This window comes from Phaeovulum sp. (assembly GCF_047638075.1).
Lineage (GTDB): Bacteria > Pseudomonadota > Alphaproteobacteria > Rhodobacterales > Rhodobacteraceae > UBA6197.
This window is the reverse complement of the sequence record NZ_JBLJBV010000074.1, coordinates 1-25,656: the sequence shown is the minus strand read 5'-3', so window position 1 is coordinate 25,656 and position 25,656 is coordinate 1. Positions and strand designations below refer to the sequence as shown.

Sequence of the window (25,656 nt, the reverse complement as noted above, 5' to 3'; positions counted from 1 at the left end):
CGCCGGAGGTGGCCTTGGCTGGCAAGGGCGCCTGGCAGGGGGTAGTTGCGTGAAGGTCAGAAAGACGGCGTCAACCAGCCGCCTTGAGGTCCGCAATCAGCGCGTCGATATCGCCTTTGCGGCGGTCGAGCATCGCCCCGATCTCGGTCCGTTCGGTGGCCAGCATGTTTACACCCTCGATGATAAGGTTGAAGAACCTTTTCTTGCCGGATTTGTCGGACACATGCCACAGCACTTCGAAAGGGGCCTCGCCCGGCATATAGGCGATTGATTTGACCTCGTAAAAAGATTTGACCGGCCGCGCACCGGTGATCTCAAAACGCGAACCCTTGAATTCACGGAAACGGCGGCCGTATTTGCGCGACATGTAGCCCCGAAACGCCGTCACATAGGCCTTCATCTGTGCCGGGGTCGCGCGACGCGCCGCCACGCCCAAGGCGCTTTGGGCGATGACGTTGACGTCGGCGTAGCGCACAAAAATCTGATCGAATGCAGCATAGAGGGCAGGCCCCTGCTTGCCTGAGGCGATGGCGGCATTCACCTCGCCCAGGGCAGCGTTGATCAGCGCGCGTGCCTCTGTGTCTGATAGAGCGAGGGCGGTTTGTGGCATGATGGCCACGGCCATCACGGCACCTGCCTGCGCAATAACGCTGCGTCTTGTGGGGTTATTGGCCATAAGGGTCCTCATACGGGTCATAAGCATCGGCATCCGTTACTGATTGCGTTCCCAACTGATACCGGCGATTTTGCAGGTAAAGCAGGCGCGACTGCGCATAACTATCGGCGCTTTCGTGCAAAATGGAATCGATAGTATCCCCAAAACGCAGTCGGTCACTGACTTTTGACGCCAGTCTGGCGCCGGTGGCGTAGTAGGTTTCAGGTTCGGGCAGGATTATTCGCAGGGGATCAATCACGATATCCACCACCGTCCCGACAAGATCGCGCTCGGTTGAGGGGCCCAAAACCGGCAGCTCCAGATACGCACCCTCGCCAACGCCCCAGACATGCAGCGTCTCGCCAAAATCGGTATAGGTTTCCGGCAACGAAAATGATGATCCCGCAGGATCGAATATCCCCGCCACACCCAGCGTGCTGTTGATCAAGAACCGAAACGTGTTTTTGACTGCGGGTTCGGGGCGCCCTTGCAGGATAGAGTTCACGACCTTACCCGGCAGCCCCAGGTTGCCCCCGAAATTCGAAACCGTCCTGAGCACCGGCTCGGGCACCCCTGTTGTGGCGCCTTCGGTGCCGGACCCCATGAACAGGGCCTTGTCGAGGGCAACGTTGAAGTCGTGGACCTGCCGGTTTTGCGCCTCATAGGGGTCAGAGACCCCGACAGGCGCCGGCGCCGATGCGCAGGCGGCAAGGACCAGCAAGGCGCAGCCTGCCAGTGCGGTGTGCCTTTGGCGGCGGGGTAAAAACCGGGACCACAAGATACGCAACAAGGGAATTCCTAACTTTTGTTATGCTACTGGTCGTGGCAACACTGATGGAATTGGCCCCGTATCGGGTCAAAACCTTGTTAAAGGAATAGGTGCCGATGGTCGAGGTGACAAGGCAAGACCGTGTTAATGGTTTAATCGAGCCAGCAACACGGGCCCGAAACAAAGGAAGCGCGGCATGAAACACCCCGAAACCGCCAAGGGTTTGGCAGAGCTTCGCGCCGCGCGTGCCGATAGCCGCCGGCTTTATATGTCGGTTGCGTTGTTTTCGGCCTTTGTGAATGTTCTGATGCTGACCGGGCCGTTGTTCATGCTGCAAATCTATGACCGGGTTCTGGGTAGCCGCTCGGTTGAGACACTGACAGCACTGTTTGCGCTGGTGGTGTTTTTGTTTTTGATGATGGGTATCCTGGATCTGGTGCGAAACCGGGTCATGGCCCGGGTGGGTGCGCGGTTTCAAACGCGCCTTGAATCGCGGGTTTTTGGCGCAGTGATTCGGCGCACCGCGCTGTTTCCCAATGATCCGGTGGCGATGGCGGGGCTGCGCGATCTTGAAGCGTTGCAAAAGATGCTGGCTTCGCCGGTGTTGATGGCACTGTTTGATCTGCCCTGGGCGCCGATGTTCATGGCGGCGGTGTTCTTTTTCCACGCCTGGCTTGGGTGGCTCGCGGTGCTGGGCGGTGTGGTTCTGGTGATCGTTACGATCCTGAACCAGTCGCTGACCCGCACGCCGTTGCAACGCGCCTCAGGGGCGGGGCTGATGGCGGATCGGATGTCAGACCAGCTGCGAGATGAGGCAGAGCTGATCCAGGCGCTTGGAATGCGCGGCACCAGCTTTGCGCGCTGGCAAATGGCGCGGGGCCGTGCGCTATCGCAGATGGTCAGCGCAACCGATCTTGGTAGCGCGTTTTCGGTTTTCACCAAGACGTTTCGGCTGTTTTTGCAATCTGCGATGCTGGCATTGGGGGCGTGGCTTGTGTTGCGCGGTGAACTGACCTCGGGCGCGATGATCGCGGCGTCAATCCTGATGGGCCGGGCGCTGGCGCCGGTTGAACAGGCGATTGCGGGCTGGCCCATGGTTGGCCGGGCGGGTCAGGGGTGGGCGCGGCTGGCGGTGTTGCTGTCAACCACACCACAAGAGGCAGCCCGCACCGCCTTGCCCCGCCCCAAGGCACTGGTCGAGGCCAATCAGTTGACCGTTGTGCCGCCAGGGCAACACGCGGCCAGCCTGCGGATGGTGTCTTTCACCCTCACCCCCGGCGAGGCGATGGGCGTGATTGGCCCTTCGGGTGCGGGAAAGTCAACATTGGCAAGGGCGCTCTGCGGCGTCTGGCGCCCGGCGGGGGGGCAGTTGCGGCTGGATGGCGCGACCTTGGACCAATACGATCCTGATGTGCTCGGCGCGCTCGTTGGCTATCTGCCGCAGCGTGTAACGTTGTTTGACGGCACCATAGCGGAAAATATCGCCCGGCTGTCGGCCGAGCCCGACGCCGGAATGGTTGTAGAGGCCGCAAAACGCGCCGCAGCACATCAGATGATCCTTGATCTGCCAGAGGGCTACGATACCCGCGTTTCACAGGCGGGCGGGCGGCTTTCAGGCGGCCAGATCCAACGTGTCGGGCTGGCTCGCGCGCTATATGGCGACCCGGTTTTGTTGGTTCTTGATGAACCCAACGCCAACCTTGATAACGAAGGCAGCCTCGCACTCAATACCGCAATTCGCGCGGTGAAGGCGGCGGGTGGCGGCGTTCTGATCATGGCGCACCGCCCCGCGGCAATTGCCGAATGTGATACGCTTATGGTGCTGGACGGGGGGGTGCGCCGCGCCTTTGGTCCGCGCGATGAGGTGTTAAAGTCGATGGTCCAGAATGCAGGCGACATCGCCCGAAGCGCCGGGCCTGGAGGTGTGGTATGAGCGCGCAGAAATGGTCTGCCGCAGGCCCTGTCATCGCGGGATTTCTGGCAATCGCGGTGCTGGTGGGCGGATTTGGGATTTGGGCCGGCTTTAGCTCGATCGCCGGGGCGGTGGTGGCCTCGGGGCAGGTCGAGGTGGAGCAGAACCGGCAAGTGGTGCAGCACCCTGATGGTGGTGTGGTGGCCGAAATTCTCGTCCATGACGGCGATTTGGTGGCGGCTGGCGACCCGCTGATCCGGCTTGACGGAGAACTGTTGCGATCTGAACTTTCTATCGTCGAGGGACAGTTTTTTGAACTTCTTGCCCGGCGCGGCCGACTCGAAGCCGAGCGTGTGGATGCACCCCAGATCTCATTTTCGCCCGTCCTGACCAAAGCTGCCCGCAACCCCGATATTGCCGAGTTGATTGATGGCCAGTATCGGCTTTTCGTTGCACGGGCAGAAACTCAAACCGCCACGCTGGAGCAACTGGCTAAGCGTCATGATCAGACACAAAGCCAGATTGTCGGCATCAACGCTCAACTCGCGGCATTGTCGACACAAGAATCGCTGATTCAGCGCGAACTGACCGACCAGCGCGGCCTGTTTGAAAAGGGCCTGGCGCAAGCCAGCCGGGTGCTGGCACTCGAACGCGAGGCGGCCTCGCTAGCCGGTCAGGTGGGAGAACTGACCGCCGCCCGCGCCCAAGCCGAGGGCAAACTGACCGAGATCGACCTTGAAAGCCTGCGCCTGTCATCAGCGCGGCGCGAAGAGGCGGAAACCCAACTGCGCGACATCGGCTACCGCGAGTTGGAACTGGCCGAGAGACGCCGTGCCCTATCGGGCCAGATCGAGCGACTGGACCTGCGTGCCCCGGTCGCCGGCATTGTTCATGCAATGGTGGTGACCACCCCGCGTTCGGTTGTGCGCGCGGCGGAACCGGTGATGTATCTTGTGCCGCAGGATCGGCCATTGGTGATCGGCGCGCAGATCCAGACAATCAACGTGGATGAGGTATCGGTCGGTCAACCCGTTACGTTACGCTTTTCTGCCTTTGCCAGCCGCACCACACCCGAGGTATTTGGCCAGGTCAGCCGCGTTTCGGCCGACGCGCTAGTAGATGAGGCGACGCGCGCCCACTACTACCGCGCTGAAGTCGTGCTGAACCCCGGCGAAATTGACAAGCTGGGCGGTCTGGTACTGATCCCCGGCATGCCGGTCGAAGTTTTCATCCGTACCGGTGAACGCAGCCCGCTTGCCTACCTGCTCAAACCCCTGGCTGATTACTTCAACCGGGCTTTCCGCGAAAGTTGATCATAGTCATGCGACGATGCTGGGGAGCCTCCGGCGGGAGTATTTTTGCCAACGAAAATTCCGGCTTTTTTTTGGACCAAATACTCCCGCCGGAGGCGTTACAGCTTTGTGAGTAGCGCTGCGGTCGGCCATGCATCTGCTGGTAAACCTAACCTGCTCTGTTCTGTTTGTACCGCAGCACGGGTATTGGCACCCAGAATTCCATCAATTTTGCCGACATCATGGCCGCGTGCCACCAGCTTCTTTTGGAGTGTTTTCATGTCGCGTTCAGATAGCGCCGGGTCTGGTTTGCCCCGCGCAAAAGGAGGCGCGCCTTCAAGTCTTGCGGCGAAATAGGCGGCAGTCGTGACATAGACAAAGCTTTTGTTCCATTCAAACAGCACCCGAAAATTTGGATAGACCATAAACGCCGGTCCTTTGCGCCCCATTGGTAGCAGGACCGAGCCTTTCAGCCCTATGGCCAGGCTGCCATTGCGGGCGCTGATCCCTTGCCGCGCCCAGTCGGCGGTGGAAAGCTGAGTGTCGAGCCCGGTTTTGGTCCAATCAAGAGTGTCGGGAATTCTGATTTCTTGCAGCCAGGGCTCGTCCTGGCGCCAACCCAGTGCCGACAACATCTTTGCCCCCGACATCAGCGCATCCACTGATGAGGTTTTCAGCCGGATATGACCATCGCCGTCGCCGTCCACGCCGTTGCGCAAGATATCAAGGGGTAGCATCTGCACCTGCCCGATTTCGCCTGCCCAGGCACCCTGTGTGCGGGCGGGATCAAAATCACCGCGTGCGTAGAGTGCGACTGCAGCCATTACCTGTGGGCGAAACAGATCGGGGCGGCGGCAATCATGCGCCAGCGTCACCAACGCGTTTCTGGTGTTGAAATCGCCCTGCACGGCGCCAAAATCGGTTTCCAGGGCCCAGAACGCGAGCAAGACCCCGCGCGAAATGCCGTACTCACGTTGGATTCGGTTAAAAGTGTCTTTGTATTTCTTGGCGTTGGCGGCGCCATTGCTGAGCCGGTTTTGTGATATGAGTGCTTTGGCAAAATCGGCAAAGGTCTTGCGGAAAACCCCTTGGGCGCGGTCAGCTTTCAGCACCCGTGGGTCCTGCTCGGCGCCTTTGAAGAATGCATCTACCTGTGTCGGGGTGTGGCCCCGTGCGATGGCGTCGGCCTTAAGTCCTTTAATGAATGTCGAAAAGTTTCCGCCGCATTCAGCGTGGGCAGTAAATGGAAAAAGGGCAAAGGCAAGGGCCGCAAGGCGCATGGGTTCCTCCAGGTTGCGGGGTAAAGCCTAGCGGGCGAATGCACTTGCGGCAATACGGCCGTGCGTGTTTGTGGCATTTCCTCGGGCGCTACCTGATCTGCTAAAAAGCCCGACCCGATTTTATGACCTTATCGCTAGGCCGACGGTCAGTGTCTGGGGGATAGATATGGGTTTTCTGCCTCTGAATTAGCGAGGGGCAAAGTGTACGCATTGTCAAGCGCGAAACCCCGGTGCGGGATTATCGGCCGCTTTGTCGTTGCGTTATAAAAATGTGGGCGTGGGTTATTTGCCCTACGCTTGAGCCTTGTCGCGCGGCCGGAAAGAACGCCTCCCCATTCTGGCCGCGCGGCGCCCTATTGTAAATCTGCAAATGTCTTTTGCATCCGTGCTACGGCCTCGTTGATATGTGCGCGCGGCGTGGCAAGGTTGAAGCGTAGATAGGTTTCGCCACCCGCACCAAAGCTGAGGCCATGATTGGCGGCGATTTTTGCAATCTTTTCAACCCGCGTGGTAAATTCTTCTTTCGTCATCCCGGTATCGGAAAAATCAACCCAAGCCAGATAGGTCGCCTCAAGCGGCATGGATTTCAGACCCGGAATTGCATTGATCCCGGCGTCAAAGATCTTTCGGTTGCCGTCAAGATAAGTAACCAGATGATCCAGCCATTCCGCCCCTTCGGGCGAATAGGCCGCCGTTGCCATTGCCATGCCGAACGAATTGACTGAAATTCCCAGCGCGCCCATCCGCTGTGCAAACCGTGCCCGCAGGCCCGCATCGGGGATGATCACATTGCCCGAATGGCAGCCCGCGATATTGAAGGTCTTGGTGGCTGCGGTCAACATTACCAGCCGATCAGTGATATCTGCGGCGCGTGCCATGACCGTGTGTTTGTGGCCCGGCATCACCAGATCGTGGTGAATTTCGTCCGATACAAGGATCAGATCGTGGCGCTTGCAGAACGCGGCCACGGCGCGCAGCTCCTCTACGGTCCAGACGCGGCCACCGGGGTTATGAGGTGAACACAGGATCAGCATTGTCTCGGCGCCGGTCATCTGTGCGTCCCAGGCGTCAAAATCCATTTCGTACCGGCCGCCCCGCTGCGCCAGTTTACATTCGACAACCTCGCGCCCGGCGGCTTTGATCACCCGCGCGAAGGCGTGGTAAACCGGCGTCATCAGCACGATCCGATCCCCCGGCCGGGTAAAGGCGTCGACGCACATCGCGGTGCCGTTGACCAGCCCGTGGGTGGTAAAGATCCAATCGTTTTCCACGGCCCAGTCGTGGCGTGTTTTCATCCACCAGCGGATTGCGGCCAGATAGGCGGCATCATCCCCAAAATAGCCGTAGATGCCGTGCGCTGTCATTTCTTCCAGCGCGCGCTGCACTGCCATTGGCGGGCGAAAATCCATATCAGCGACCCACATCGGCAGGCCCTCAGTGGCGGAAACGCCATAAAGGCGTTCCATGCAGTCCCATTTTGAGGAATGGGTGCCTAGCCGGCAGATGATTTCGTCAAAGTTCGGCGCTTTGCTCATCGGGTCAGGTTCCTGTCCGGGGTTGTGGGGTTGGTTTGTTCCGTTTTGCCCTTGTATATCGGCAAACAGTTCCATTGAACGCATAATCGGTAGAATTATTTTCCATTGATGTTTGCTGCGTCAGAATTTCATTCTCGTTTGGCGATGCCATTGCACCATGAGCAAGCTTCACCTAAATCATTCAGCATGACCATACGTTCAATTCTTATCCATCCTGACCCGCGGCTCAAGAAGCTTTGTGATCCTGTAGCCGGGGTTGATGATGACCTTCGTCGGCTGGCGGATGACATGCTGGCCACCATGTATGATGCGCCAGGGGTGGGGCTTGCCGCGCCGCAGGTGGGTATCTTGCGCCGCTTGTTTGTCATGGATTGCGTCAAGGACAAGGCCGCCGCGCCTGACCCGATGGTGATGATCAACCCGGAAATCACCTGGACCTCCGAGGCGCTGAATACCTATGAGGAAGGCTGCCTCTCGATCCCGGAACAATACGCCGATGTCACCCGCCCGGCCGAGGTTCGGATGCGTTGGCTGGGGCTGGATGGCCAGACCCATGAGGAGCAGTTCGACGGGCTTTGGGCCACCTGCGCGCAGCATGAACTGGACCACCTCAACGGCAAGCTGTTCATTGATTACATCGGTCCGCTGAAACGCCAGATGATCACCCGCAAGATGCAAAAGCTTAAACGTGAGCGCGCCCGCGAAGGGCAGCCCCGGCCTGATCATACGCAGGACTGGTTGTGACCGTCCGCCCGTTCCTGCCCTATGCCGATCGCCGCCTGCACATGGCCGCAGAGCCAGTCGAGGTCGTTACCGAAACTGTCCGCATGATCTGGGACGATATGGTGGACACGATGGAGGCGATGCCGGGCGTTGGCCTTGCCGCGCCGCAGATCGGGATCATGCTGCGCCTTGCGGTGGTCGATGCGTCGGACAAACGCGGGCAAGCGGTGCTGATGGCTAATCCGTCGGTGCTGCATGCCTCGGTGCAGATCCGCAAACACGAAGAGGCCAGCCCCAATCTGCCCGGCGTTTCGGCCTTTGTGGACCGGCCCCGCGCGGTGACGGTGCGGTTTTTGAACGACGCCGGAGTGTGGGCGGAACGCGACTTTGTCGGGCTTTGGGCGACCTCGGTGCAGCATCAGATTGACCATCTGAACGGCAAGCTTTTCGTTGACCATCTGTCGCCCTTGCGCCGCAAGATGCTGGTGGCAAAATCGCTGAAGGGGGCGCGCGGATGAAGGTCGTCTTCATGGGAACCCCCGAATTTTCCGTGCCGGTGCTAAGCGCGCTGCACGCCGAGCATGAGGTGGTCGCCGTCTATTGCCAGCCGCCCCGTCCCGCCGGGCGCGGCAAGAAAGATCGCCCCAGCCCGGTGCAGGCCCGTGCCGAGGCGCTGGGTCTGCCGGTGCGCCACCCATGCAGCCTGAAAGGCACTGATGAACAGGCCGGCTTTGCCGCCCTTGGCGCGGATGTGGCGGTGGTGGTCGCCTATGGCCTGATCCTGCCGCAGGCGGTGCTGGATGCGCCGGGGGCGGGGTGTCTCAATATCCACGCCTCGCTTTTGCCGCGTTGGCGGGGGGCTGCGCCGATCCATCGGGCGATCATGGCGGGCGACGCTGAAACCGGCATCTGCATCATGCAGATGGATGCGGGGCTGGACACAGGCGCGGTTTTGCTGCGCGAGGCCACCCCAATCGGCGCCCAAGACACCACCGCCGATCTGCATGACCGCCTGTCGCATATCGGCGCGCGCCTGATCCTTGCGGCGCTGGACCGTCTTCCGGATCTGACCCCGAAGCCGCAACCCGAGGCGGGCGTGACCTACGCCGCCAAGATCGACAAATCCGAGGCCCGGATTGATTGGTCGCAGCCCGCCGAAGCCGTGGACCGCCAGATCCGTGGCCTGTCGCCCTTTCCCGGCGCCTTTACCCAGATTTCGGGTGAAAGGATCAAGCTTTTACGTTCACGCATCAGCGCAGGCAGTGGTGCCCCCGGCGCGGTGCTGTCGGGCTTTACCATCGCCTGCGGCACCGGCGCGGTCGAGGTTCTTGAGGCGCAGCGCCAAGGCAAACGCCCGATGACGGCCACAGAGTTTCTACACGGCCTGACCTTGCCGCCTGTCCTCTCTTGAATGGCCCATCGGCGCGCGAGTAGCCCGACCCCTGCGCAAAGGCTTCACTTTGGCGCCGAGCCCGCCCATATTCGCCGCAGCTACAGGAGGCAATCATGCCCATCATCGCCTTATTGATCGTCGGCGCCGCCGCAGGGTTCATCGCCACCCGTATAATGCGCCTTGAGACGGACCTGCTGGCCACCGTTGGTATCGGCGTTCTGGGCGCGCTGATCGGTGGGCTGGTGCTGCGCATCTTGCTGATGATTACCGGCTGGATGGCGGGCTTTGTGGGGGCGGTGCTGGGGGCGATGGTGCTGATCTGGCTCTGGCGGCAATACGGGCCACGCCGCTGATGTTTTCGACGCTGCTCGCCTTTACCGGCATGGCCGGGTCGCGGCTGGTGCTTTGGGGATTGGCTTTGGCAATCTGGTTGCTCACGCGGCCCGGTGGTTGGGCCGTGTTGGCCGCAGCCACGCTAGTGGCGCTGCAACTTTGATGCGGTGTTTGTTTGGACGTTGGATGCCTTTGTCAGGGGGGTGACCTGCTAAAGTGCCGCCCGCTCAGGCTTTGGGCGGGCGGGATTTATAGACCGGTAGCTGCCAGCCAAAAGCCAGGCTTCCCGCGCGCAGACAAAATGTGATCCCCGCACAAACCAAAAGGGCCGATGAAACAGGCCAGCCTACTGCCATCGCGATCAGCGCCGCCCCCGCGCCGCAAAAGGCAGCCGTAAGGTAAAGTTCACCCTGTTTGAGAAGCAGTGGTACTTCATTGCAGACCACATCGCGCATCAAGCCGCCGAAAGTGCCGGTAGAAATCCCCATGATCAGAACCACAATCGGCCCATGCCCGTGCCCCAGCGCAACGCCTACGCCGCTTGGCACAGCGACAGCTAAGGCGCAGGCATCCAGCCATAACAGCGCACGGTAACGGCTTTCCAGCAGATGTGCTGTAAAGAACACCATAATCGCGGCTGCGGCGGCGATCATGATGAACTCTGGGCGCGCGATCCAGAAGACGGGGCCCGCCCCCAGCAAAAGATCACGCAGCGTGCCGCCCCCCACCGCCGTCAGCGCCGCAACAAAAACAAAGCCCACAAGGTCCAGTTGTTGGCGCGATGCAACCAACGCTCCGGTCAGTGCAAAAACCAGAACCGAGGCATATTCCAACCCCGCTACAAGTGTCACGTTAGTCAGATGCGCCCCCGGCAGCATCACTGCCCCCGCACCCTGTTGCCTTGCGTGGCCTTGCCGGATTGCAGTTTGAACGGCGCCATTCCCTCGCGTGCCAGCTCATCAGCACGCTCATTCTCGGCATGGCCAGCATGGCCTTTGATCCATTTCCAAGTGACCTTGTGGCACATTTGTGCCTCATCCAGACGCTGCCACAGGTCCACATTTTTTACCGGCTTGCGGTCCGCAGTTTTCCAGCCATTTTTCTTCCAGCCAAAAATCCATGCTGTCACGCCGTTCTTTACATAGGCACTGTCAGTGGTGATGGTGATTTCACTATCCCGCGTCAGCGCCTCAAGCGCCGAAATGGCGGCAATCAACTCCATCCGGTTGTTTGTGGTGTTGGCCTCTCCGCCTTTCAAAACCCGCTCCTTGCGCAGCTCGCCGCCCTCGAAGGCGCGCATCAGCACACCCCAGCCCCCTGGCCCGGGGTTCCCGCTACATGCGCCGTCAGTCCATGCCTGTATTTCTGCCATGCTTTTCTTTGGTCCAAATATTCCGGGGGTGAGGCCGAAGGCCGAGGGGGCAGCGCCCCCTGGACCCGCTCGAAGGTGGTCCGGCCCCCTGCGCGAGGGATGACGCCACAGGGGCTCGCGGGGGGGCAGTTATCCGGGGGCACCGGTCACCGCACTACCCCCACGATTGGTTCTTGTCACATGCGCCCCTGTCGGGGTTGGGCTCAGGCCATATCACTGCCGCTCTCGCATCGGTTCGCGCAGCACCCGTGGCACCTTGAATTCTATATCTTCGCGGGCGCTTTCCACCAGTTCAAGCGTTACGTCATGGCGTGCCCGAAAGGCGGCGATCACCTCATCGACCAGCACTTCGGGGGCGCTGGCACCGGCCGTCACACCCACCGCCGTGACACCCTCAAGCGCGCGCCAGTCGATGTCGTCGGCGCGCTGCACAAGCTGGGCGTAAGCGCAGCCGGCGGCCCGCCCGACCTCGACCAAGCGGCGTGAGTTGGAAGAGTTGGGCGCCCCGATCACCAAAAGTGCCGCGATTTTCGGGGCAATCCCCTTGACGGCGGCCTGACGGTTTGTGGTGGCGTAGCAGATATCTTCCTTGGCCGGCCCGATGATGCCCGGAAACCGCGCCTGAAGCGCGGCCACGATTCCGGCGGTATCGTCAACCGACAGCGTGGTTTGGGTAATAAAGGCCAACCGCTGCGGGTCGCGCGGGGTCAGTCGGGCCACGTCTTCGGCGGTTTCAACCAGCAGTACCTCGCCTTCAGGCAACTGGCCCATGGTGCCCAGCGTTTCGGGGTGGCCCGCATGGCCGATCATCACCATTTGCAGGCCTGCGGCGTGGTGGCGTTCCGCCTCGATATGGACTTTGGAGACGAGCGGGCAGGTGGCATCGACATAGACCATATCGCGGCGCGCGGCCTCGGCAGGGACGGATTTCGGCACGCCATGGGCTGAAAAGATCACCGGTCGATCCGGCGGGCATTCGTCCAGATCTTCGACAAAAACCGCGCCTTGCGCGCGCAAATTGTCGACGACAAACTTGTTATGCACGATTTCGTGGCGGACATAGACGGGCGCCCCCCATTTCTTCAGCGCCAATTCGACGATCTTGATGGCGCGGTCCACGCCTGCACAAAACCCACGCGGGGCGGCCAGATAAAGGGTCAGCGGCGGTTTGGGCATGATTGGTCCGTTCTGTCACGCGCGAGAGGCTTAGAGGTAAGCCCGATGCCGGCTCAGGTCCAGCCCTAAGCCGTTTTGTGACATCGCTGGTGGAAATGTCGCGCGAAAAAGGGGTGCCGAAGCACCCCTGATATCCGGTTTTGGTGTCTCAGGTCTCGGTCTGACCGGCTTCGCTGTCGTCCATGCGCGGTTCACGCGGCGGGCGACCGATAACATCACGAAGGGCATCCAACTCAATGAAATTATCGGCCTGACGGCGCAGTTCATCCGCAATCATCGGCGGCTGGCTGCGGATTGTGGAGACAACGGAAACGCGCACGCCTTGCCGTTGCAGGCTTTCCACCAGTGGCCGAAAATCGCCATCACCCGAGAAAAGTACGATATGGTCCAGCTTTGGGGCCAGTTCCATCGCATTCACGGCCAATTCGATATCCATATTGCCCTTCACCTTCCGGCGCCCCATGGAATCGGTATATTCCTTGGCCGGTTTGGTAACCATTGCAAAGCCGTTATAGTTCAACCAATCAACCAGCGGTCGTATTGGCGAATACTCCTCATTTTCCAGCAATGCGGTGTAATAGAAGGCGCGCATCAGTTTGCCTCGGCGCTCAAATTCCTTGCGCAGCAGTTTATAGTCGATGTCAAAACCCAACGTCTTGGCTGCGGCGTAAAGATTTGACCCGTCAATGAACAATGCGAGCCGCTCGTCTTTATAAAACATTAACGATCCTTTCTGGAATGCGTGCTGTCTTTTCTTCACCGTACAAAGTGGATACTTGAAAATTGGAAGCACTGCATTGCATGCATATTTGGTAAATAATCACACGGTGCGTCAAATGGTATCTATCCAAAAGGACAGTAACACAGTTGTGCTCGCATTAGGCGGAAACATTCCCAGCCACGCGGGAAATCCATCAAGAACGCTGACGGCGGCTTTGGGTGTTCTGGTGTCGCATGGTTTTCGGCTGCAGGCGGTTAGCCGTTACTTTCGCACGCCTTCCTTTCCGGCGGGGGCGGGGCCTGTTTATGTGAACGCCTGCGCGATAGTCGCGCCACCGGCGGGCATGGCGCTTTATCCCGATAGGGTTCTGGCAGCGCTTCATGCGGTTGAGGCGGAATTTGGCCGGATTCGAAAGGATCGCTGGGCAGCCCGCGGGTTGGATCTTGATCTGATTGCGATGGGGGGGGCTGTTTTGCCTGATGCGCACACATACGCCTATTGGAAAAGTCTGCCCCCCGCCGATCAACTGCGCCGCGCGCCCGCCGGGCTGATTTTACCGCATCCGCGTATGGCGGAACGTGGTTTCGTGCTGATTCCCCTTGCGGATATTTTACCCGCTTGGCGCCATCCGGTCACTGACGAAACCGTGATCGAGATGCTTGCAGCCCTGCCGGATGCCGAAAAAGCGGCGATTAGGCCGATATAGCCGGGTAATCGGGGGGATTGGGCGCTTGTCAAGCGTCATGGCAGCGCCTAAAAAGACGCTCCACACCTCCCAATTCGGATTGGAGTTGCCGATGGCCCGCGTGACGGTTGAAGATTGCGTTGACAAGGTTCCTAACCGGTTTGAACTTGTCATGCTTGCGGCCCATCGGGCGCGCGAGATTCAGGCAGGTTCGCCGATCACCGTTGATCGCGACAATGACAAGAATCCTGTTGTGTCGCTGCGCGAGATTGCAGAAGAAACCCAATTGGCGGACGATCTGCGCGAACGCATGATCGAAAGCAACCAGACCCAGATCGAGGTTGACGAGCCGGAAGAAGACAGCATGGCGGCCCTGATGGGCGGCGAGGTTGACCGCCCGAACGAAGACGAAATGTCCGAAGAGCGCATGCTGCGCGCCCTGATGGACGCTCAGGGCCGCGATTGACGACACCAAGATAGGGTAAGCGGGCGAGAATGATCGACGTCGAAGACCTGATCGCGCTCGTCCGCAACTACAACCCGCGCACCAATGCAGATCTGATCCGTCGCGCCTATGATTATGGGATGCGGATGCATGACGGGCAGCTTCGCCACTCGGGTGATCCGTATTTTTCACATCCCGTCGCTGTTGCCGCGATCCTGACCGAACAGCGGCTGGATGATGCAACCATCGTCACCGCGCTTTTGCACGATACGATCGAAGATACCCGCTCTACCTATTCGGAGATTGCGGATCTTTTTGGCGATGATGTGGCGGAATTGGTCGACGGCGTGACCAAACTTACCAACCTTCAACTGGGGTCTTCGGCCAGCAAGCAGGCCGAAAATTTTCGCAAGCTGTTCATGGCCATGTCCAAGGACCTGCGGGTGATTCTGGTCAAGCTGGCCGACCGTTTGCACAATATGCGCACCATCCGTTCGATGCGGGTCGACAAACAGGCGCAAAAGGCCCGCGAAACGATGGAGATTTTCGCCCCCCTTGCTGGTCGCATGGGGATGCAGTGGATGCGCGAAGAACTGGAGGATCTGTCGTTCAAGGTTCTCAACCCCGAGGCGCGAACTTCGATCATCCGCCGCTTTGTGATCTTGCAAAAGGAAACCGGCGACGTCATCCCCAAGATCACCGCCGATATCCGATCCGAGCTGGAAAAGGCCGGAATCGAGGCCGACGTTTTTGGCCGCGCCAAACGCCCCTATTCGATCTGGCGCAAGATGGAGGAAAAGCAGCTTTCCTTTTCGCGCCTGTCGGACATTTACGGGTTTCGCATCATTACCCGCACCGAGGCTGATTGTTACCGTGTGCTGGGTGTTATCCATCATCGCTGGCGGGCGGTTCCCGGGCGGTTCAAAGACTACATCTCGCAGCCGAAAACCAACGGCTACCGCTCGATTCATACCACGGTGTCGGGGCGTGACGGCAAACGCGTCGAGGTGCAGATCCGCACCCGCCAGATGCATGAGGTCGCTGAAGCGGGTGTTGCCGCGCACTGGTCCTACCGCGAGGGCGTGCGCGCCGAAAACCCCTTTGCCGTTGATCCGGCGGAATGGATCACCGCGCTGACCGAACGGTTCGAGGAAGGCGATCACGACGAATTTCTGGAAAACGTCAAACTGGAGATGTATTCCGATCAGGTGTTTTGCTTCTCGCCCAAGGGCGATGTCGTAAAGCTGCCCAAAGGCGCCACGCCGATCGACTATGCCTATGCGATTCACACCCGGATCGGCAATTCCTGCGTCGGTGCCAAGGTTGACGGTATCCGCGTGCCGCTGTGGACGCGGCTGAAGAATGGCCAATCAGTCGAAGTGATTACCGCAGCGGGCCAGCGTCCGCAGGCCACATGGCTGGATATTGTGGTGACCGGGCGCGCCAAAGGGGCGATCCGCAAATCGCTGCGCGAAGAGGACCGTTCACGTTTTGTGAAGCTGGGGGGGGAACTGGCCCGCGTCGCGTTTGAACATGTCGGGCGCAAGGTGTCCGATAAGGCGCTGCGCACCGCCGCCAAGACGCTGGGATTGACTGATTATACTGAACTACTGGCGCGCCTGGGCAGTGCCGAACTGTCAGCCCGCGATGTAGTTGAGGCCCTATATCCTGAACTGGCCACCGCCCCCGCGGAATTGGTTGAGCCGCACCGCGCCGTGCTGGGCCTTGCCGCAGATCAGACCTTCCGTCGCGCGGGTTGCTGTCAGCCTTTGCCGGGCGAACGGATCATCGGCATCACTTATCGTGGGCAAGGTGTGGTCATCCACGCCGCCGATTGCCCCATCCTGGCGGAATTTGAAGATCAGCCCAATCGTTGGGTCGATCTGCACTGGCACTCGGGCCGCCATGCTGCCGCTTATAGCGCCACGCTGAAGGTGACTATCTCTAACGATGCGGGCGTTCTGGGCCATATCTGCACCTTGATTGGTCAGCAGAAGGCCAATATCTCGGATCTACAGTTCGTCGATCGAAAACCGGATTTTTACTCGTTGATTGTTGAGGTTGAATTGCGCGACGCCGAACACCTGCATACGATCCTGACCGCGCTTGATGCTGAAACCAGTGTAGCACAAGTGGAGCGGTACCGCGATCTGACGCGCAAGCCCTAGGGCAAATTCGCCTCCGGAAATCCGGTGCGAGGTATATGAGGTAGCTGAAGTGGTATTCAAACGGCGTGACCGCCGCCCCATCATGCGAGTGCTGACCGAATCGGTCTGGCCGCGCGGCGGCTGGACGCGCGCCTTTCACTACGTCAAACACCGTGTCCGGCGGCTGCCCGATGATCCGCACAGGATTGCGCGTGGCGTCGGGGCGGGGGTGTTCGTATCGTTCACGCCATTGTTCGGGTTCCATTTCTTGACCGCGGCTGGCACGGCGCTGTTGGTGCGGGGAAATGTCCTTGCTGCGCTGCTGGCGACGTTCTTTGGTAACCCGATCACATTCCCGATCATTGCCTATAGCTCGATGAAGCTGGGCCACTGGATGTTGGGCACCCGCTTTGACCCGGCGCATCAGGAAGGGTTGATGCGTAAATTCATCGCGGCCAGCGGTGACCTGCAACATAACTTCTTTGCGATGTTTACAGATGCTACCGCGCATTGGGGGGGGCTGGCGCGCTTCTTTTACGAGGTATTTCTACCCTACCTTGTGGGCGGCTTCATTCCCGGCGTCATTGCCGGGTTGATCAGCTACTATCTTTCTGCGCCAATAATTGTGGCCTATCAAAAGCGTCGCCGCCGCCGGATCACGGAACGCCTGGGTCAGCTAAAGGCCAAGCTGCACGCCAAGCTGGAAGAACGCGCCGAACGCAAGAATCAGGACCCGCAGGATTGAGGGCCCGCAATCCCTGTGGTTAAGCGCATTTTCATCAGGAAGGCGCCGCGTTTTCTTTTTGGCTGAAATGCCGCAAACCATCCTGTGTCACTCTTCCATCCGGCGGACCCGCCGCGCATAATCGGGTCAAATGACAAGGAGCTGATCATGGCCAACCTTCTTAGACTGGGTGTCAATGTCGATCATGTTGCAACCTTGCGCAATGCGCGTGGGTCTGCATACCCCGATCCGTTGCGTGCGGCTATCCTGGCGCAACAGGCCGGGGCCGACGGCATTACCGCGCATCTGCGCGAGGATCGGCGGCATATCGTTGACGCGGATATTGACACACTTATTGCGGGTTTGACCTGCCCGTTGAACTTTGAGATGGCCGCAACGTCTGAAATGCAGGCAATCGCGCTACGCCACAAGCCGCACGCGGTCTGCCTTGTTCCTGAAAAGCGGGCCGAGCGTACCACTGAGGGTGGGCTGGATGTTGCGGGGGATGAGGACCGTTTGGCCGCTTATATCGCGCCATTGCGCGAGGCTGGATGCCGGGTTTCAATGTTTATTGGCCACGACGCGGAACAGATCCGCGCATCGGCCCGGATAGGCGCGGCGGTGGTGGAGTTACACACCGGGCATTATTGCGATTTGCATGCCGATGGGCACCTGGCCGAGCGCGACGCCGAACTCGCGTTGCTGGTTGCCGGGGCGAAACTGGCCAAAAGTCTTGGGTTGGAAGTGCATGCCGGCCATGGGCTGACGTTTGATACCGTAAAGCCGATTGCAGCGATTCCAGAGATACAGGAACTGAACATCGGCCATTTCCTGATTTGCGAAGCGGTATTTATGGGGCTTGGGCCCGCCATTGCCCAGATGCGCCACCTGATGGAGCAGGCAAGGGCCGGAGCCTGACCATGGTGTCACGCGACTGCACCAGCGGCCCCCCGGTTCTACCCGGCCAGAGCCTCTTTTCCGGGGGGACGAAATGATCCTTGGGATTGGCTCGGATCTGACGAATATCGAGCGGATCAGCGGCGTTTTGGCAAGACATGGGGACAGGTTTCGCAACCGCGTGTTTACCCCGATAGAGCAGTCCAAGGCTGAATCGCGCACTGATGTTGCCGGCACCTACGCCAAACGCTGGGCGGCAAAAGAAGCCTGTTCAAAGGCGCTTGGAACGGGTCTTCGCATGGGGATTTCGTGGCGCGATATGGCGGTCACGAATTTGTCGTCAGGGCAACCGGTGATGCATCTGACGGGTTGGGCTGCTGATAGATTAAAGGAAATGACACCAGAGGGTTACAAGGCCGTCGTGCATGTTTCGCTAACCGACGATCACCCTTGGGCGCAGGCCTTTGTCGTCATCGAGGCGCGCGCGCTTCCTTGACACGCGGCGCCGCGCGTCGCAAGGAAGGCAAGATTTTCAACAGGAATGGGCGAACCATGGCCAGCAAGGCAAAAGACGGCGCGATTGAAACGGTCAAGACGATTGTCTATGCCCTTGTGATCGCGGGTATTTTTCGCACCCTGTTCTTTCAGCCCTTCTGGATTCCCTCAGGCAGCATGAAAGACACGCTGCTGATCGGAGATTTCCTGTTCGTCAACAAGATGGCCTATGGCTATTCGGCATATTCCTGCCCGTTCTCGGCCTGCCCGATATCGGGTCGCATTTTTGCATCCGAACCCGAGCGTGGTGACGTTGTGGTCTTTCGTCACCCCACCCGCGGTGTCGACTTTATCAAGCGCGTCATAGGTTTGCCTGGCGACACAGTGCAGATGAAAAACGGCGTTCTGAATATCAACGGCGCGCCAGTGCAGCTGACTGATGGCGGCATCTTCAAAGAGCCGAAAGATCTGCAAGGGCCACAGCGCCTGATGCCGCGTTGTGAAAACGATCCGGTTGGTCAGGGCGGAATCTGCGAAAAAGAGCGCATGATCGAGACGCTGCCCAACGGCAAATCCCACTCGATCCTCAATATTTCCGATACTTGGGTGGCGGATAACACGCCGGTCTTCACTGTGCCTGCCGACAATTACTTCTTCATGGGTGACAACCGCGACAATTCCGAAGATAGCCGTTTTGCGGCCCCGTCGGGGCTGGGCTTTGTGCCGTCGCAGTTCTTGATTGGCCGGGCCGACAGGGTAATGTTTTCATCGGCGGGGCGGTCGTTGTTTTTCTTTTGGACTTGGCGGCCCGACCGCTTTTTCAAGGCAATCGAGTGAAAATCTCGGCTGAAATACAGGGGTTTATGACCCGTCTGGGGCATCGCTTTACCAGGCCCGAGCTGCTGGCGCGCGCGTTGACCCACGCCTCAATCTCAACCGCGACCCGGCCTGATAACCAGCGCCTTGAGTTTTTGGGCGACCGGGTGTTGGGGTTGGTGATGGCTGAGGCACTTTTGGCCGCAGACCGGGGCGCAAGCGAAGGCCAACTTGCCCCGCGCTTCAATGCGCTGGTCCGTAAGGAAACCTGTGCCGATGTCGCCCGCCAGATCGGCCTGGGTGAGGTGCTGAAACTGGGCCGGTCAGAGATGATGACAGGCGGGCGGCGTAAAGAGGCCCTGCTGGGTGACGCGATGGAGGCAATGATTGCCGCCGTTTACCTTGATGCCGGTTTTGATGTGGCACGCGATCTGATCGTGCGCCTTTGGGGCGACCGCGTAGGTGGCGTTGCCGTTGACGCGCGCGATGCCAAGACCAGTTTACAAGAATGGGCACAGGCGCGCGGTCTGCCGCCGCCTGCCTATGTTGAAATTTCGCGCGACGGACCCGACCATGCGCCGGTATTCGTGATTGAAGCGCGGCTGACCACGGGGCAGGTAGAACGGGCCTCGGCTGGTGCGAAACGGCAGGCCGAACAGGCCGCTGCCAAGGCCCTATTGACCCGGATGGAGAGTTCCGATGACTGAACAGACCCGCGCTGGATTCGTCGCACTCATCGGTGAGCCGAATGCCGGAAAATCGACGCTTCTCAACAGGATGGTGGGGGCCAAGGTCTCGATCGTCACGCATAAGGTGCAAACCACGCGGACCCGGATTCGCGGCGTCTGCATGGAAGGGCAGGCGCAGATCGTCTTTGTCGATACGCCGGGCCTGTTTCGACCGCGCCGCCGGTTGGACCGCGCAATGGTTGCCGCGGCCTGGGGGGGGGCGTCGGATGCCGATGTCGTCGTGTTGCTGATCGAGGCGCATCGCGGCATAACCGAAGGTGTGAAGGCCATTCTGGAGGCGCTGAACGAACGTGTGGGCGCCCACCCAGTTGCGCTGGCGATCAATAAGATTGACCGGGTCAAGGCTGAAACCCTGCTGGCACTGGCCGAACAGATGAACGCGCTTTACCCCTTTGTGCGCACCTTCATGATTTCGGCTGAACGGGGTTACGGCGTGGATGACCTGCGTGAATGGCTGGCGGGTGAGCTGCCCGAAGGCCCGTGGTTTTACCCCGAAGATCAGATTGCAGATCTGCCGATGCGCGTGATCGCAGCCGAGGTCACGCGAGAAAAGCTGACCCTTCGCCTGCACGAAGAACTGCCCTATCAGCTGACCGTCGAAACCGAGAAATGGGAAGATCGCCCCGATGGCTCGACCCGGATCGACCAACTGATCTATGTGGGCCGCGATGGCCACAAGGGGATCGTGCTGGGCCACGGTGGCGAGACGATCAAATCGGTCAGCATCGACGCCCGCAAGGAACTGGCCGAGTTTCTGGGCCGTCCGGTGCATCTGTTCTTGCAGGTCAAGGTCCGCCCGAACTGGGAAAATGAGGCCGAGCGCTATTCTGAAATGGGTCTTGATTTCAAAGACGGCAACTGAGGCCGCGGCGTGGACGCGAGGCTGACCGCCGATTTCTGGGTTCGTGCCTACCTTGCTCGGTTGGGTTTGGCTGATATTCCGGCCTATATCACCCGGCGGGGGGACGCGAGCGCAGGGGCGGTGCTGGTCAAATGCGCCTTGCTTGATGGCAATGCCGTTGCATGGCAACGCAGCTTTGATCTGATGACAGGCGACCGGGTATGGGTTCAACTGACGTCCGGCCCCGAGCCCGAGGTGGACGCGACCATCGCCCGCCAGTGCCGCAATGATCCGGACCTATGGGTGATCGAAATTGAATCTCGCGATGGGCGCACCCTTCTGGATGAGCCGGGCCTGTCCGATTAACCAACAGCAAAGGCCGTGCAACATGCCCCTTGATCCTGCCTATGAAACCCGCCTTGCCAATCATCGCGCGGCCCGTTTGGCCGAACTTGCGGCTGATGACGGCTGGCTGAACCTGACCGACCGGATCGAACTGCGGCAGGGCCAAATGGCCGTCGGGCGTGCCGCCGATAATGAGATTGCCCTAAGCATCGGCCCCTCGCATCTGGGTCAGCTGACCCTTACGGGCGACGCCGCCAGCCTGTTGACAGAGGCGGGCGAAACGCTGGCCCTTCTGCCCGAAGGGGAGCGCCCGCCGCGTCTGCGCGTCGCCGGAATGCTGCTAGAGATTCACAGCGTTGATGGCCGGCCCGCATTGCGCGTCCGCGACCTGTCGCCAGATCGTGCGGTGCCCAATTTACGCTATTTCCCGACCGCCCCGGCATGGTGCCTTCGGGCCGAATGGCGCGCGCTTGATGCACCGGTTACGCGTAAGGCTGAGATGGTCAATGGCGCATATGATGCGACGGTGCAGACCCATTTCGCGCGTTTTAGCCATGCCGGGGTTTCGGTGGATCTGGTGCCGCTGCATGTCAAAGCAGGTCAGCCGATGTTTGTTTTTCGCGATCAGACCGCTGGGCATGAAACCTATGGCGCGTCGCGGTTTCTATACGGCACCGATATTGCCGACGGCGGTATCACGCTTGACTTCAATACCGCCTTCAACCCGCCTTGCGCCTTTTCTGATCTGGCAATCTGCCCACTGCCGCCGCGCGAAAACATCCTGCCGTTCCGCGTGGAGGCAGGCGAATTGAAGCCCTGATGCGCGCGAAAATTCCCTTCGCTGCACGTTCGGGGCTGGATGCGGCGGCCGTTGGCGGGAATACTTCGACCGGAGCAAAGCGGAGGCTCTATGGAGTGGCGCGATGAGGGCACGATTCTGTCGGTGCGCGCGCATGGTGAAACATCGGCCATCGTCGAGGTGTTTGCCGCAGCCCATGGCCGTCATGCGGGCGTTGTTCGGGGGGGGGCGTCGCGCAAGGTGGCGGCGGTGCTTCAGCCGGGGTCGTTCGTTGACATAAGCTGGCACGCCCGGCTGGAGGATCATATCGGCACATTCACCGTCGAGCCGCTTCGGTCGCGCGCCGGGGTGCTGGGGGATCGGTTGGCGCTTTTGGGGCTGAACGCGGTCTGTGCGCTATTGGCCTTTGCCCTGCCCGAACGCGAGGCGCATCCGCGGCTTTACCGTAATACGGAACCGTTGTTTGACAGCTTGGCGCTGGTGCAACCGGGTTGGCCGCTGGCCTATCTGCGCTGGGAACTTGGGCTGCTGGAAGAACTGGGCTACGGGCTGGATCTGACCTCTTGCGCGGTGAACGGAAGCCGCGATGATCTGATCTATGTCAGCCCAAAATCTGGCCGCGCGGTCAGCCGCGAGGGTGCGGGTGACTGGGCCGCACGGCTGCTGCCGTTACCCGTTTGCCTGTTGGGGCAAGGCGGTGCCAGCACGGGCGAACTGATGCAGGGGTTTGAAACCACCGGGCATTTTCTGGAAAACCGCTTGGCTGCTGATTTGGGGCGGCGGCCCTTGCCCGCCGCGCGGGCAAGGTTGGTGGCGGCTTTGGCGCGGGCCGGGTAGGCCCGCCAACCCCGGTTTCAGCCGCGCCCGTCCAGCAGCCTGCGCGCAATCACCTGCGCCTGAATTTCTGCCGCACCTTCAAAGATGTTCAGGATGCGGGCATCGCACAGGATCCGGCTGATCTGATATTCCAGCGCGAACCCGTTACCGCCATGAATTTGCAGCGCGTTATCGGCACAGGCCCAGGCAACGCGCGCGCCCAGCAGCTTGGCCATGCCCGCTTCAAGGTCGCAGCGCTGGCCGTGGTCTTTCTCCCAAGCGCTGAAATAGGTCAGCTGCCGCGCGATCATGATTTCTACGGCCATCATCGCCAATTTGCCTGCAACGCGCGGAAACTCGATCAGCGATTTGCCAAATTGCTTGCGGTCTTCGGCGTATTTCATGCCGACTTCGACTGCGGACTGGGCCACCCCGATCGCACGCGCGGCGGTCTGGATACGCGCGGATTCGAAGGTCTGCATGAGCTGTTTGAAACCCTGCCCTTCGACCCCGCCCAACAGGTTTACGCCCTTCACCTTGAAGCCGTCAAAGGCCAGTTCGTATTCCTTCATGCCGCGGTAGCCCAGCACTTCAATCTCGCCGCCGGTCATGCCCGGCGTGGGGAAGGGGGCCGCATCGGTGCCGGGGGCTTTTGCGGCCAAAAACATGCTCAGGCCCCGGTAATCGGTTGTTGCCGGGTCGGTGCGGGCCAGCAGCGTCATCATATGGGTGCGCGCGGCGTGGGTGATCCAGGTCTTGTTGCCGGTCACTTCCCATTCGTCGCCCGTTTTCACCGCACGGGTTCGCAGCGACCCAAGATCCGATCCGGTGTTCGGTTCGGTGAACACCGCCGTGGGCAAGATCTCACCCGAGGCGAGGCCGGGCAGCCATGTCGCCTTTTGCACGTCGGTGCCGCCACAAAGGATCAACTCCGCCGCGATCTCGGACCTTGTGGCAAGCGAGCCGACGCCGATATAGCCGCGCGAGAGTTCCTCTGACACCACCACCATCGAGGCTTTGCTAAGCCCTAGCCCGCCAAATTCTTCCGGGATGGTCAGACCAAAGACCCCAAGCTCGGCCAATTGGGTAATAATCTCCATCGGGATCAATTCGTCCTTCAGGTGCCAGTCATGCGCAAAGGGCACGACCTGCTCATCCGCAAAGCGGCGGAACTGGTCGCGGATCATTTCCAGATCTTCATCCAACCCCGAGGCGCCAAAGGTTGCGCGGCCATGGTTGTCGCGCATCAGCGCCACCAGACGGGCGCGTGCGGTGGGGGTGTTGCCTTGGGCGATCAGCGTGGCGGCGGCGGGGCCGGGGGCCCAGACCTGCCCCAGATCGGCAAGGCGGGCGGTTTCATTCTGGCTCATCGGGATGCCGCCCTGAATCTGCGCCAGATATTCGCCAAAGCCGATCTGTAGGATCAGGCTTTCCATTTCGCCCAGCTTGCCGTCGTCGTCCAGCCGCCCGGCCCAGGCGCGAAGCTGCGTTAGGGCTTGGGCATAGGTCGCCAACCAAGAAAGCGCATGAGCGGCGAACTGATCGGCCTCAAGCGCCCGCGCGGAAATTTTTCCCTCGACCGTCACGGCTTTGGCCAATGCTGCACTGGCAGCGTCCGTTAAGGCAGTGACATCAGGCAATGCAGCCGCAGTCAGGTTCAAAAGATCTGCGATCAAAGCGGTTTTTGGCATATCGCCCCCATCATGCGGCATGAGTCGGTCCTTCTTGACTGTCTTCTTCGTGTTTAGGTATTTCGCAGTTGCAGCGCAATTAAAATACGTCATGGCCGGTGATGGCGATGGAATCTGTCGCTGCCAATGCGCCCGCGCATTGGGTTTAAGGGGGGTAGCGGTGTTCCACGGCCGGTGTCCGGGGCAGATTGCCGCGTTGGTGGTTGCGCAGCGGTTGCCGATGCTTTTGTGGCCCGTTAGGAGTGGCCTGAACCGCAAGAGGCCCGCCATGACATTCGCCCCGCTTGACCCCGTTACCCTTACCGCTGACCTGATCCGTTGCCCCTCTGTCACCCCGACCGAGGGGGGCGCGCTGGTGCTGTTAGAGCAGGTTCTATCCGACGCGGGTTTTGCCTGCCACCGCGTTGATAGGGGCGGGGTGCCCAACCTCTTTGCCCGCTGGGGTGTGCGCGGTGCCACGCGCAGCTTTGGTTTCAACGGTCATACTGACGTCGTGCCCGTGGGCGATGCCGCCGCCTGGGCGCATGACCCGTTCGGCGGTGACATCCTTGACGGTGTGTTGTGGGGGCGCGGTGCCACGGACATGAAGTCCGGGGTTGCCGCCTTTGTGGCCGCAGCGGTGGATTTTGTGCGCCAGACGCCGCCCGATGGCGCGCTGATCGTGGCCATTACCGGCGATGAGGAGGGTGTGGGGCGGGACGGCACGCTTGCGCTATTGGATGATATGGCGGCGCGCGGCGAACGCATGTCAGTTTGCCTTGTGGGCGAACCCACCTGCCCTGAAACCTTGGGTGATATGATCAAGATCGGGCGGCGCGGCTCGATGACGGCTTATATTACCGCGACCGGGGTGCAGGGCCATTCGGCCTACCCGCACCGTGCCAAAAACCCGCTGCATGCGCTGGTTGATCTGTTGGCCGTGTTGACCGCGATGCCGCTGGATGGCGGGACCGAACATTTCGACGCCTCGACGCTGCAAATCACCACGGCCGATTGCGGCAACCCGGCCAACAACGTGATCCCCGCGCGGGCCACCGCCACCGTC

General features: G+C 60.4%; 29 protein-coding genes. 20 read left to right on the top strand and 9 right to left on the bottom strand.

Annotated elements, in window-relative coordinates:
• Nucleotides 1-70 precede the first annotated feature (70 nt).
• On the bottom strand, nucleotides 71-688 hold the full coding sequence (locus ACM62R_RS11815) for an MlaC/ttg2D family ABC transporter substrate-binding protein (RefSeq protein ID WP_415184277.1): 618 nt from the start codon (nucleotides 686-688) through the stop codon (nucleotides 71-73).
• A complete protein-coding gene (locus ACM62R_RS11810; RefSeq protein ID WP_415184256.1) occupies nucleotides 666-1,445 on the bottom strand; it encodes a VacJ family lipoprotein in 780 nt (259 codons plus the stop codon). The genes ACM62R_RS11815 and ACM62R_RS11810 overlap by 23 nt, the downstream gene beginning before the upstream one ends.
• Before the next feature lie 175 nt (nucleotides 1,446-1,620).
• On the opposite strand from ACM62R_RS11810, the gene ACM62R_RS11805 reads away from it, so the two are divergent.
• Together ACM62R_RS11805 and ACM62R_RS11800 are read left to right on the top strand one after the other, a co-directional pair.
• Nucleotides 1,621-3,357 carry a type I secretion system permease/ATPase gene (locus ACM62R_RS11805; RefSeq protein ID WP_415184255.1) on the top strand — a complete coding sequence of 579 codons (1,737 nt, stop codon included), beginning with the start codon at nucleotides 1,621-1,623 and terminating at the stop codon, nucleotides 3,355-3,357.
• Nucleotides 3,354-4,649, top strand: a complete 1,296-nt coding sequence (locus ACM62R_RS11800) for an HlyD family type I secretion periplasmic adaptor subunit (RefSeq protein WP_415184254.1) — start codon at nucleotides 3,354-3,356, stop codon at nucleotides 4,647-4,649. The genes ACM62R_RS11805 and ACM62R_RS11800 overlap by 4 nt, the downstream gene beginning before the upstream one ends.
• 98 nt (nucleotides 4,650-4,747) lie before the next feature.
• Here the strand turns inward: ACM62R_RS11800 and ACM62R_RS11795 are convergent, their stop codons facing one another.
• Together ACM62R_RS11795 and ACM62R_RS11790 are read right to left on the bottom strand one after the other, a co-directional pair.
• Nucleotides 4,748-5,908, bottom strand: a complete 1,161-nt coding sequence (locus ACM62R_RS11795) for a lytic murein transglycosylase (RefSeq protein WP_415184253.1) — start codon at nucleotides 5,906-5,908, stop codon at nucleotides 4,748-4,750.
• Between the two features lie 353 nt (nucleotides 5,909-6,261).
• Entirely contained in the window at nucleotides 6,262-7,443 is a 1,182-nt protein-coding gene (locus ACM62R_RS11790; RefSeq protein ID WP_415184252.1) for a MalY/PatB family protein, read from the bottom strand.
• A 186-nt stretch (nucleotides 7,444-7,629) separates the two neighbouring features.
• Between ACM62R_RS11790 and def (ACM62R_RS11785) the strand changes: the two genes are divergently transcribed.
• From def (ACM62R_RS11785) to ACM62R_RS11765, 5 genes are all read left to right on the top strand, one after another.
• On the top strand, nucleotides 7,630-8,187 hold the full coding sequence (def, locus tag ACM62R_RS11785) for a peptide deformylase (protein WP_415184251.1): 558 nt from the start codon (nucleotides 7,630-7,632) through the stop codon (nucleotides 8,185-8,187).
• Entirely contained in the window at nucleotides 8,184-8,684 is a 501-nt protein-coding gene (gene def, locus ACM62R_RS11780) for a peptide deformylase (RefSeq protein WP_415184250.1), read from the top strand. Before def (ACM62R_RS11785) ends, def (ACM62R_RS11780) begins: the two co-directional genes overlap by 4 nt.
• The gene (gene fmt / locus ACM62R_RS11775; RefSeq protein WP_415184249.1) at nucleotides 8,681-9,577 is read left to right on the top strand and encodes a methionyl-tRNA formyltransferase; all 897 of its coding nucleotides are present in this window, start codon (nucleotides 8,681-8,683) and stop codon (nucleotides 9,575-9,577) included. The genes def (ACM62R_RS11780) and fmt overlap by 4 nt, the downstream gene beginning before the upstream one ends.
• Nucleotides 9,578-9,672: 95 nt before the next feature.
• Nucleotides 9,673-9,912 carry a GlsB/YeaQ/YmgE family stress response membrane protein gene (locus ACM62R_RS11770; RefSeq protein WP_415184248.1) on the top strand — a complete coding sequence of 80 codons (240 nt, stop codon included), beginning with the start codon at nucleotides 9,673-9,675 and terminating at the stop codon, nucleotides 9,910-9,912.
• Nucleotides 9,912-10,055: a hypothetical protein gene (locus ACM62R_RS11765; protein WP_415184247.1), complete on the top strand. Its 144-nt coding sequence runs from the start codon at nucleotides 9,912-9,914 to the stop codon at nucleotides 10,053-10,055. Before ACM62R_RS11770 ends, ACM62R_RS11765 begins: the two co-directional genes overlap by 1 nt.
• A 64-nt stretch (nucleotides 10,056-10,119) precedes the next feature.
• On the opposite strand, the gene ACM62R_RS11760 is transcribed toward ACM62R_RS11765, so the two are convergent.
• The 4 genes from ACM62R_RS11760 to ACM62R_RS11745 form a co-directional block, all read right to left on the bottom strand.
• The gene (locus tag ACM62R_RS11760; RefSeq protein ID WP_415184276.1) at nucleotides 10,120-10,743 is read right to left on the bottom strand and encodes a trimeric intracellular cation channel family protein; all 624 of its coding nucleotides are present in this window, start codon (nucleotides 10,741-10,743) and stop codon (nucleotides 10,120-10,122) included.
• A 26-nt stretch (nucleotides 10,744-10,769) separates the two neighbouring features.
• Nucleotides 10,770-11,264: a ribonuclease HI gene (gene rnhA / locus ACM62R_RS11755; RefSeq protein ID WP_415184246.1), complete on the bottom strand. Its 495-nt coding sequence runs from the start codon at nucleotides 11,262-11,264 to the stop codon at nucleotides 10,770-10,772.
• A gap of 213 nt (nucleotides 11,265-11,477) precedes the next feature.
• Nucleotides 11,478-12,440 (bottom strand): 4-hydroxy-3-methylbut-2-enyl diphosphate reductase, encoded by a 963-nt coding sequence (gene ispH / locus ACM62R_RS11750; RefSeq protein ID WP_415184245.1) that lies wholly within the window; start codon nucleotides 12,438-12,440, stop codon nucleotides 11,478-11,480.
• 148 nt (nucleotides 12,441-12,588) lie between these two features.
• Nucleotides 12,589-13,161 carry an NYN domain-containing protein gene (locus ACM62R_RS11745; RefSeq protein ID WP_415184244.1) on the bottom strand — a complete coding sequence of 191 codons (573 nt, stop codon included), beginning with the start codon at nucleotides 13,159-13,161 and terminating at the stop codon, nucleotides 12,589-12,591.
• A 115-nt stretch (nucleotides 13,162-13,276) separates the two neighbouring features.
• Between ACM62R_RS11745 and folK the strand changes: the two genes are divergently transcribed.
• From folK to recO, 12 genes are all read left to right on the top strand, one after another.
• A complete protein-coding gene (gene folK / locus ACM62R_RS11740) occupies nucleotides 13,277-13,867 on the top strand; it encodes a 2-amino-4-hydroxy-6-hydroxymethyldihydropteridine diphosphokinase (RefSeq protein ID WP_415184243.1) in 591 nt (196 codons plus the stop codon).
• Nucleotides 13,868-13,958: 91 nt separating this feature from the next.
• Entirely contained in the window at nucleotides 13,959-14,312 is a 354-nt protein-coding gene (gene rpoZ, locus ACM62R_RS11735; RefSeq protein WP_415184275.1) for a DNA-directed RNA polymerase subunit omega, read from the top strand.
• 29 nt (nucleotides 14,313-14,341) lie between these two features.
• The gene (locus ACM62R_RS11730) at nucleotides 14,342-16,459 is read left to right on the top strand and encodes a RelA/SpoT family protein (protein ID WP_415184242.1); all 2,118 of its coding nucleotides are present in this window, start codon (nucleotides 14,342-14,344) and stop codon (nucleotides 16,457-16,459) included.
• 82 nt (nucleotides 16,460-16,541) lie between these two features.
• Nucleotides 16,542-17,183 (top strand): DUF2062 domain-containing protein, encoded by a 642-nt coding sequence (locus ACM62R_RS11725; RefSeq protein WP_415184241.1) that lies wholly within the window; start codon nucleotides 16,542-16,544, stop codon nucleotides 17,181-17,183.
• 147 nt (nucleotides 17,184-17,330) lie between these two features.
• The gene (locus ACM62R_RS11720) at nucleotides 17,331-18,080 is read left to right on the top strand and encodes a pyridoxine 5'-phosphate synthase (RefSeq protein ID WP_415184240.1); all 750 of its coding nucleotides are present in this window, start codon (nucleotides 17,331-17,333) and stop codon (nucleotides 18,078-18,080) included.
• 73 nt (nucleotides 18,081-18,153) lie between these two features.
• Nucleotides 18,154-18,555, top strand: coding sequence for a holo-ACP synthase (gene acpS, locus ACM62R_RS11715; RefSeq protein WP_415184239.1), 402 nt, complete (start codon nucleotides 18,154-18,156; stop codon nucleotides 18,553-18,555).
• Between the two features lie 56 nt (nucleotides 18,556-18,611).
• Nucleotides 18,612-19,391, top strand: coding sequence for a signal peptidase I (lepB, locus tag ACM62R_RS11710; RefSeq protein ID WP_415184238.1), 780 nt, complete (start codon nucleotides 18,612-18,614; stop codon nucleotides 19,389-19,391).
• Nucleotides 19,388-20,077, top strand: a complete 690-nt coding sequence (gene rnc / locus ACM62R_RS11705) for a ribonuclease III (protein ID WP_415184237.1) — start codon at nucleotides 19,388-19,390, stop codon at nucleotides 20,075-20,077. The genes lepB and rnc overlap by 4 nt, the downstream gene beginning before the upstream one ends.
• On the top strand, nucleotides 20,070-20,981 hold the full coding sequence (gene era, locus ACM62R_RS11700; RefSeq protein ID WP_415184236.1) for a GTPase Era: 912 nt from the start codon (nucleotides 20,070-20,072) through the stop codon (nucleotides 20,979-20,981). Before rnc ends, era begins: the two co-directional genes overlap by 8 nt.
• Before the next feature lie 9 nt (nucleotides 20,982-20,990).
• Nucleotides 20,991-21,326 (top strand): DUF1491 family protein, encoded by a 336-nt coding sequence (locus ACM62R_RS11695; RefSeq protein ID WP_415184235.1) that lies wholly within the window; start codon nucleotides 20,991-20,993, stop codon nucleotides 21,324-21,326.
• 22 nt (nucleotides 21,327-21,348) lie between these two features.
• On the top strand, nucleotides 21,349-22,125 hold the full coding sequence (locus ACM62R_RS11690; protein ID WP_415184234.1) for a DUF1684 domain-containing protein: 777 nt from the start codon (nucleotides 21,349-21,351) through the stop codon (nucleotides 22,123-22,125).
• Nucleotides 22,126-22,215: 90 nt separating this feature from the next.
• Nucleotides 22,216-22,941: a DNA repair protein RecO gene (gene recO / locus ACM62R_RS11685; protein ID WP_415184233.1), complete on the top strand. Its 726-nt coding sequence runs from the start codon at nucleotides 22,216-22,218 to the stop codon at nucleotides 22,939-22,941.
• A gap of 17 nt (nucleotides 22,942-22,958) precedes the next feature.
• Here recO and ACM62R_RS11680 read toward each other — a convergent pair whose 3' ends face one another.
• Nucleotides 22,959-24,632, bottom strand: coding sequence for an acyl-CoA dehydrogenase family protein (locus tag ACM62R_RS11680; RefSeq protein ID WP_415184232.1), 1,674 nt, complete (start codon nucleotides 24,630-24,632; stop codon nucleotides 22,959-22,961).
• A gap of 247 nt (nucleotides 24,633-24,879) precedes the next feature.
• Between ACM62R_RS11680 and dapE the strand changes: the two genes are divergently transcribed.
• Nucleotides 24,880-25,656: succinyl-diaminopimelate desuccinylase (gene dapE / locus ACM62R_RS11675; protein ID WP_415184231.1), on the top strand; the 777-nt coding region annotated here is incomplete at its 3' end.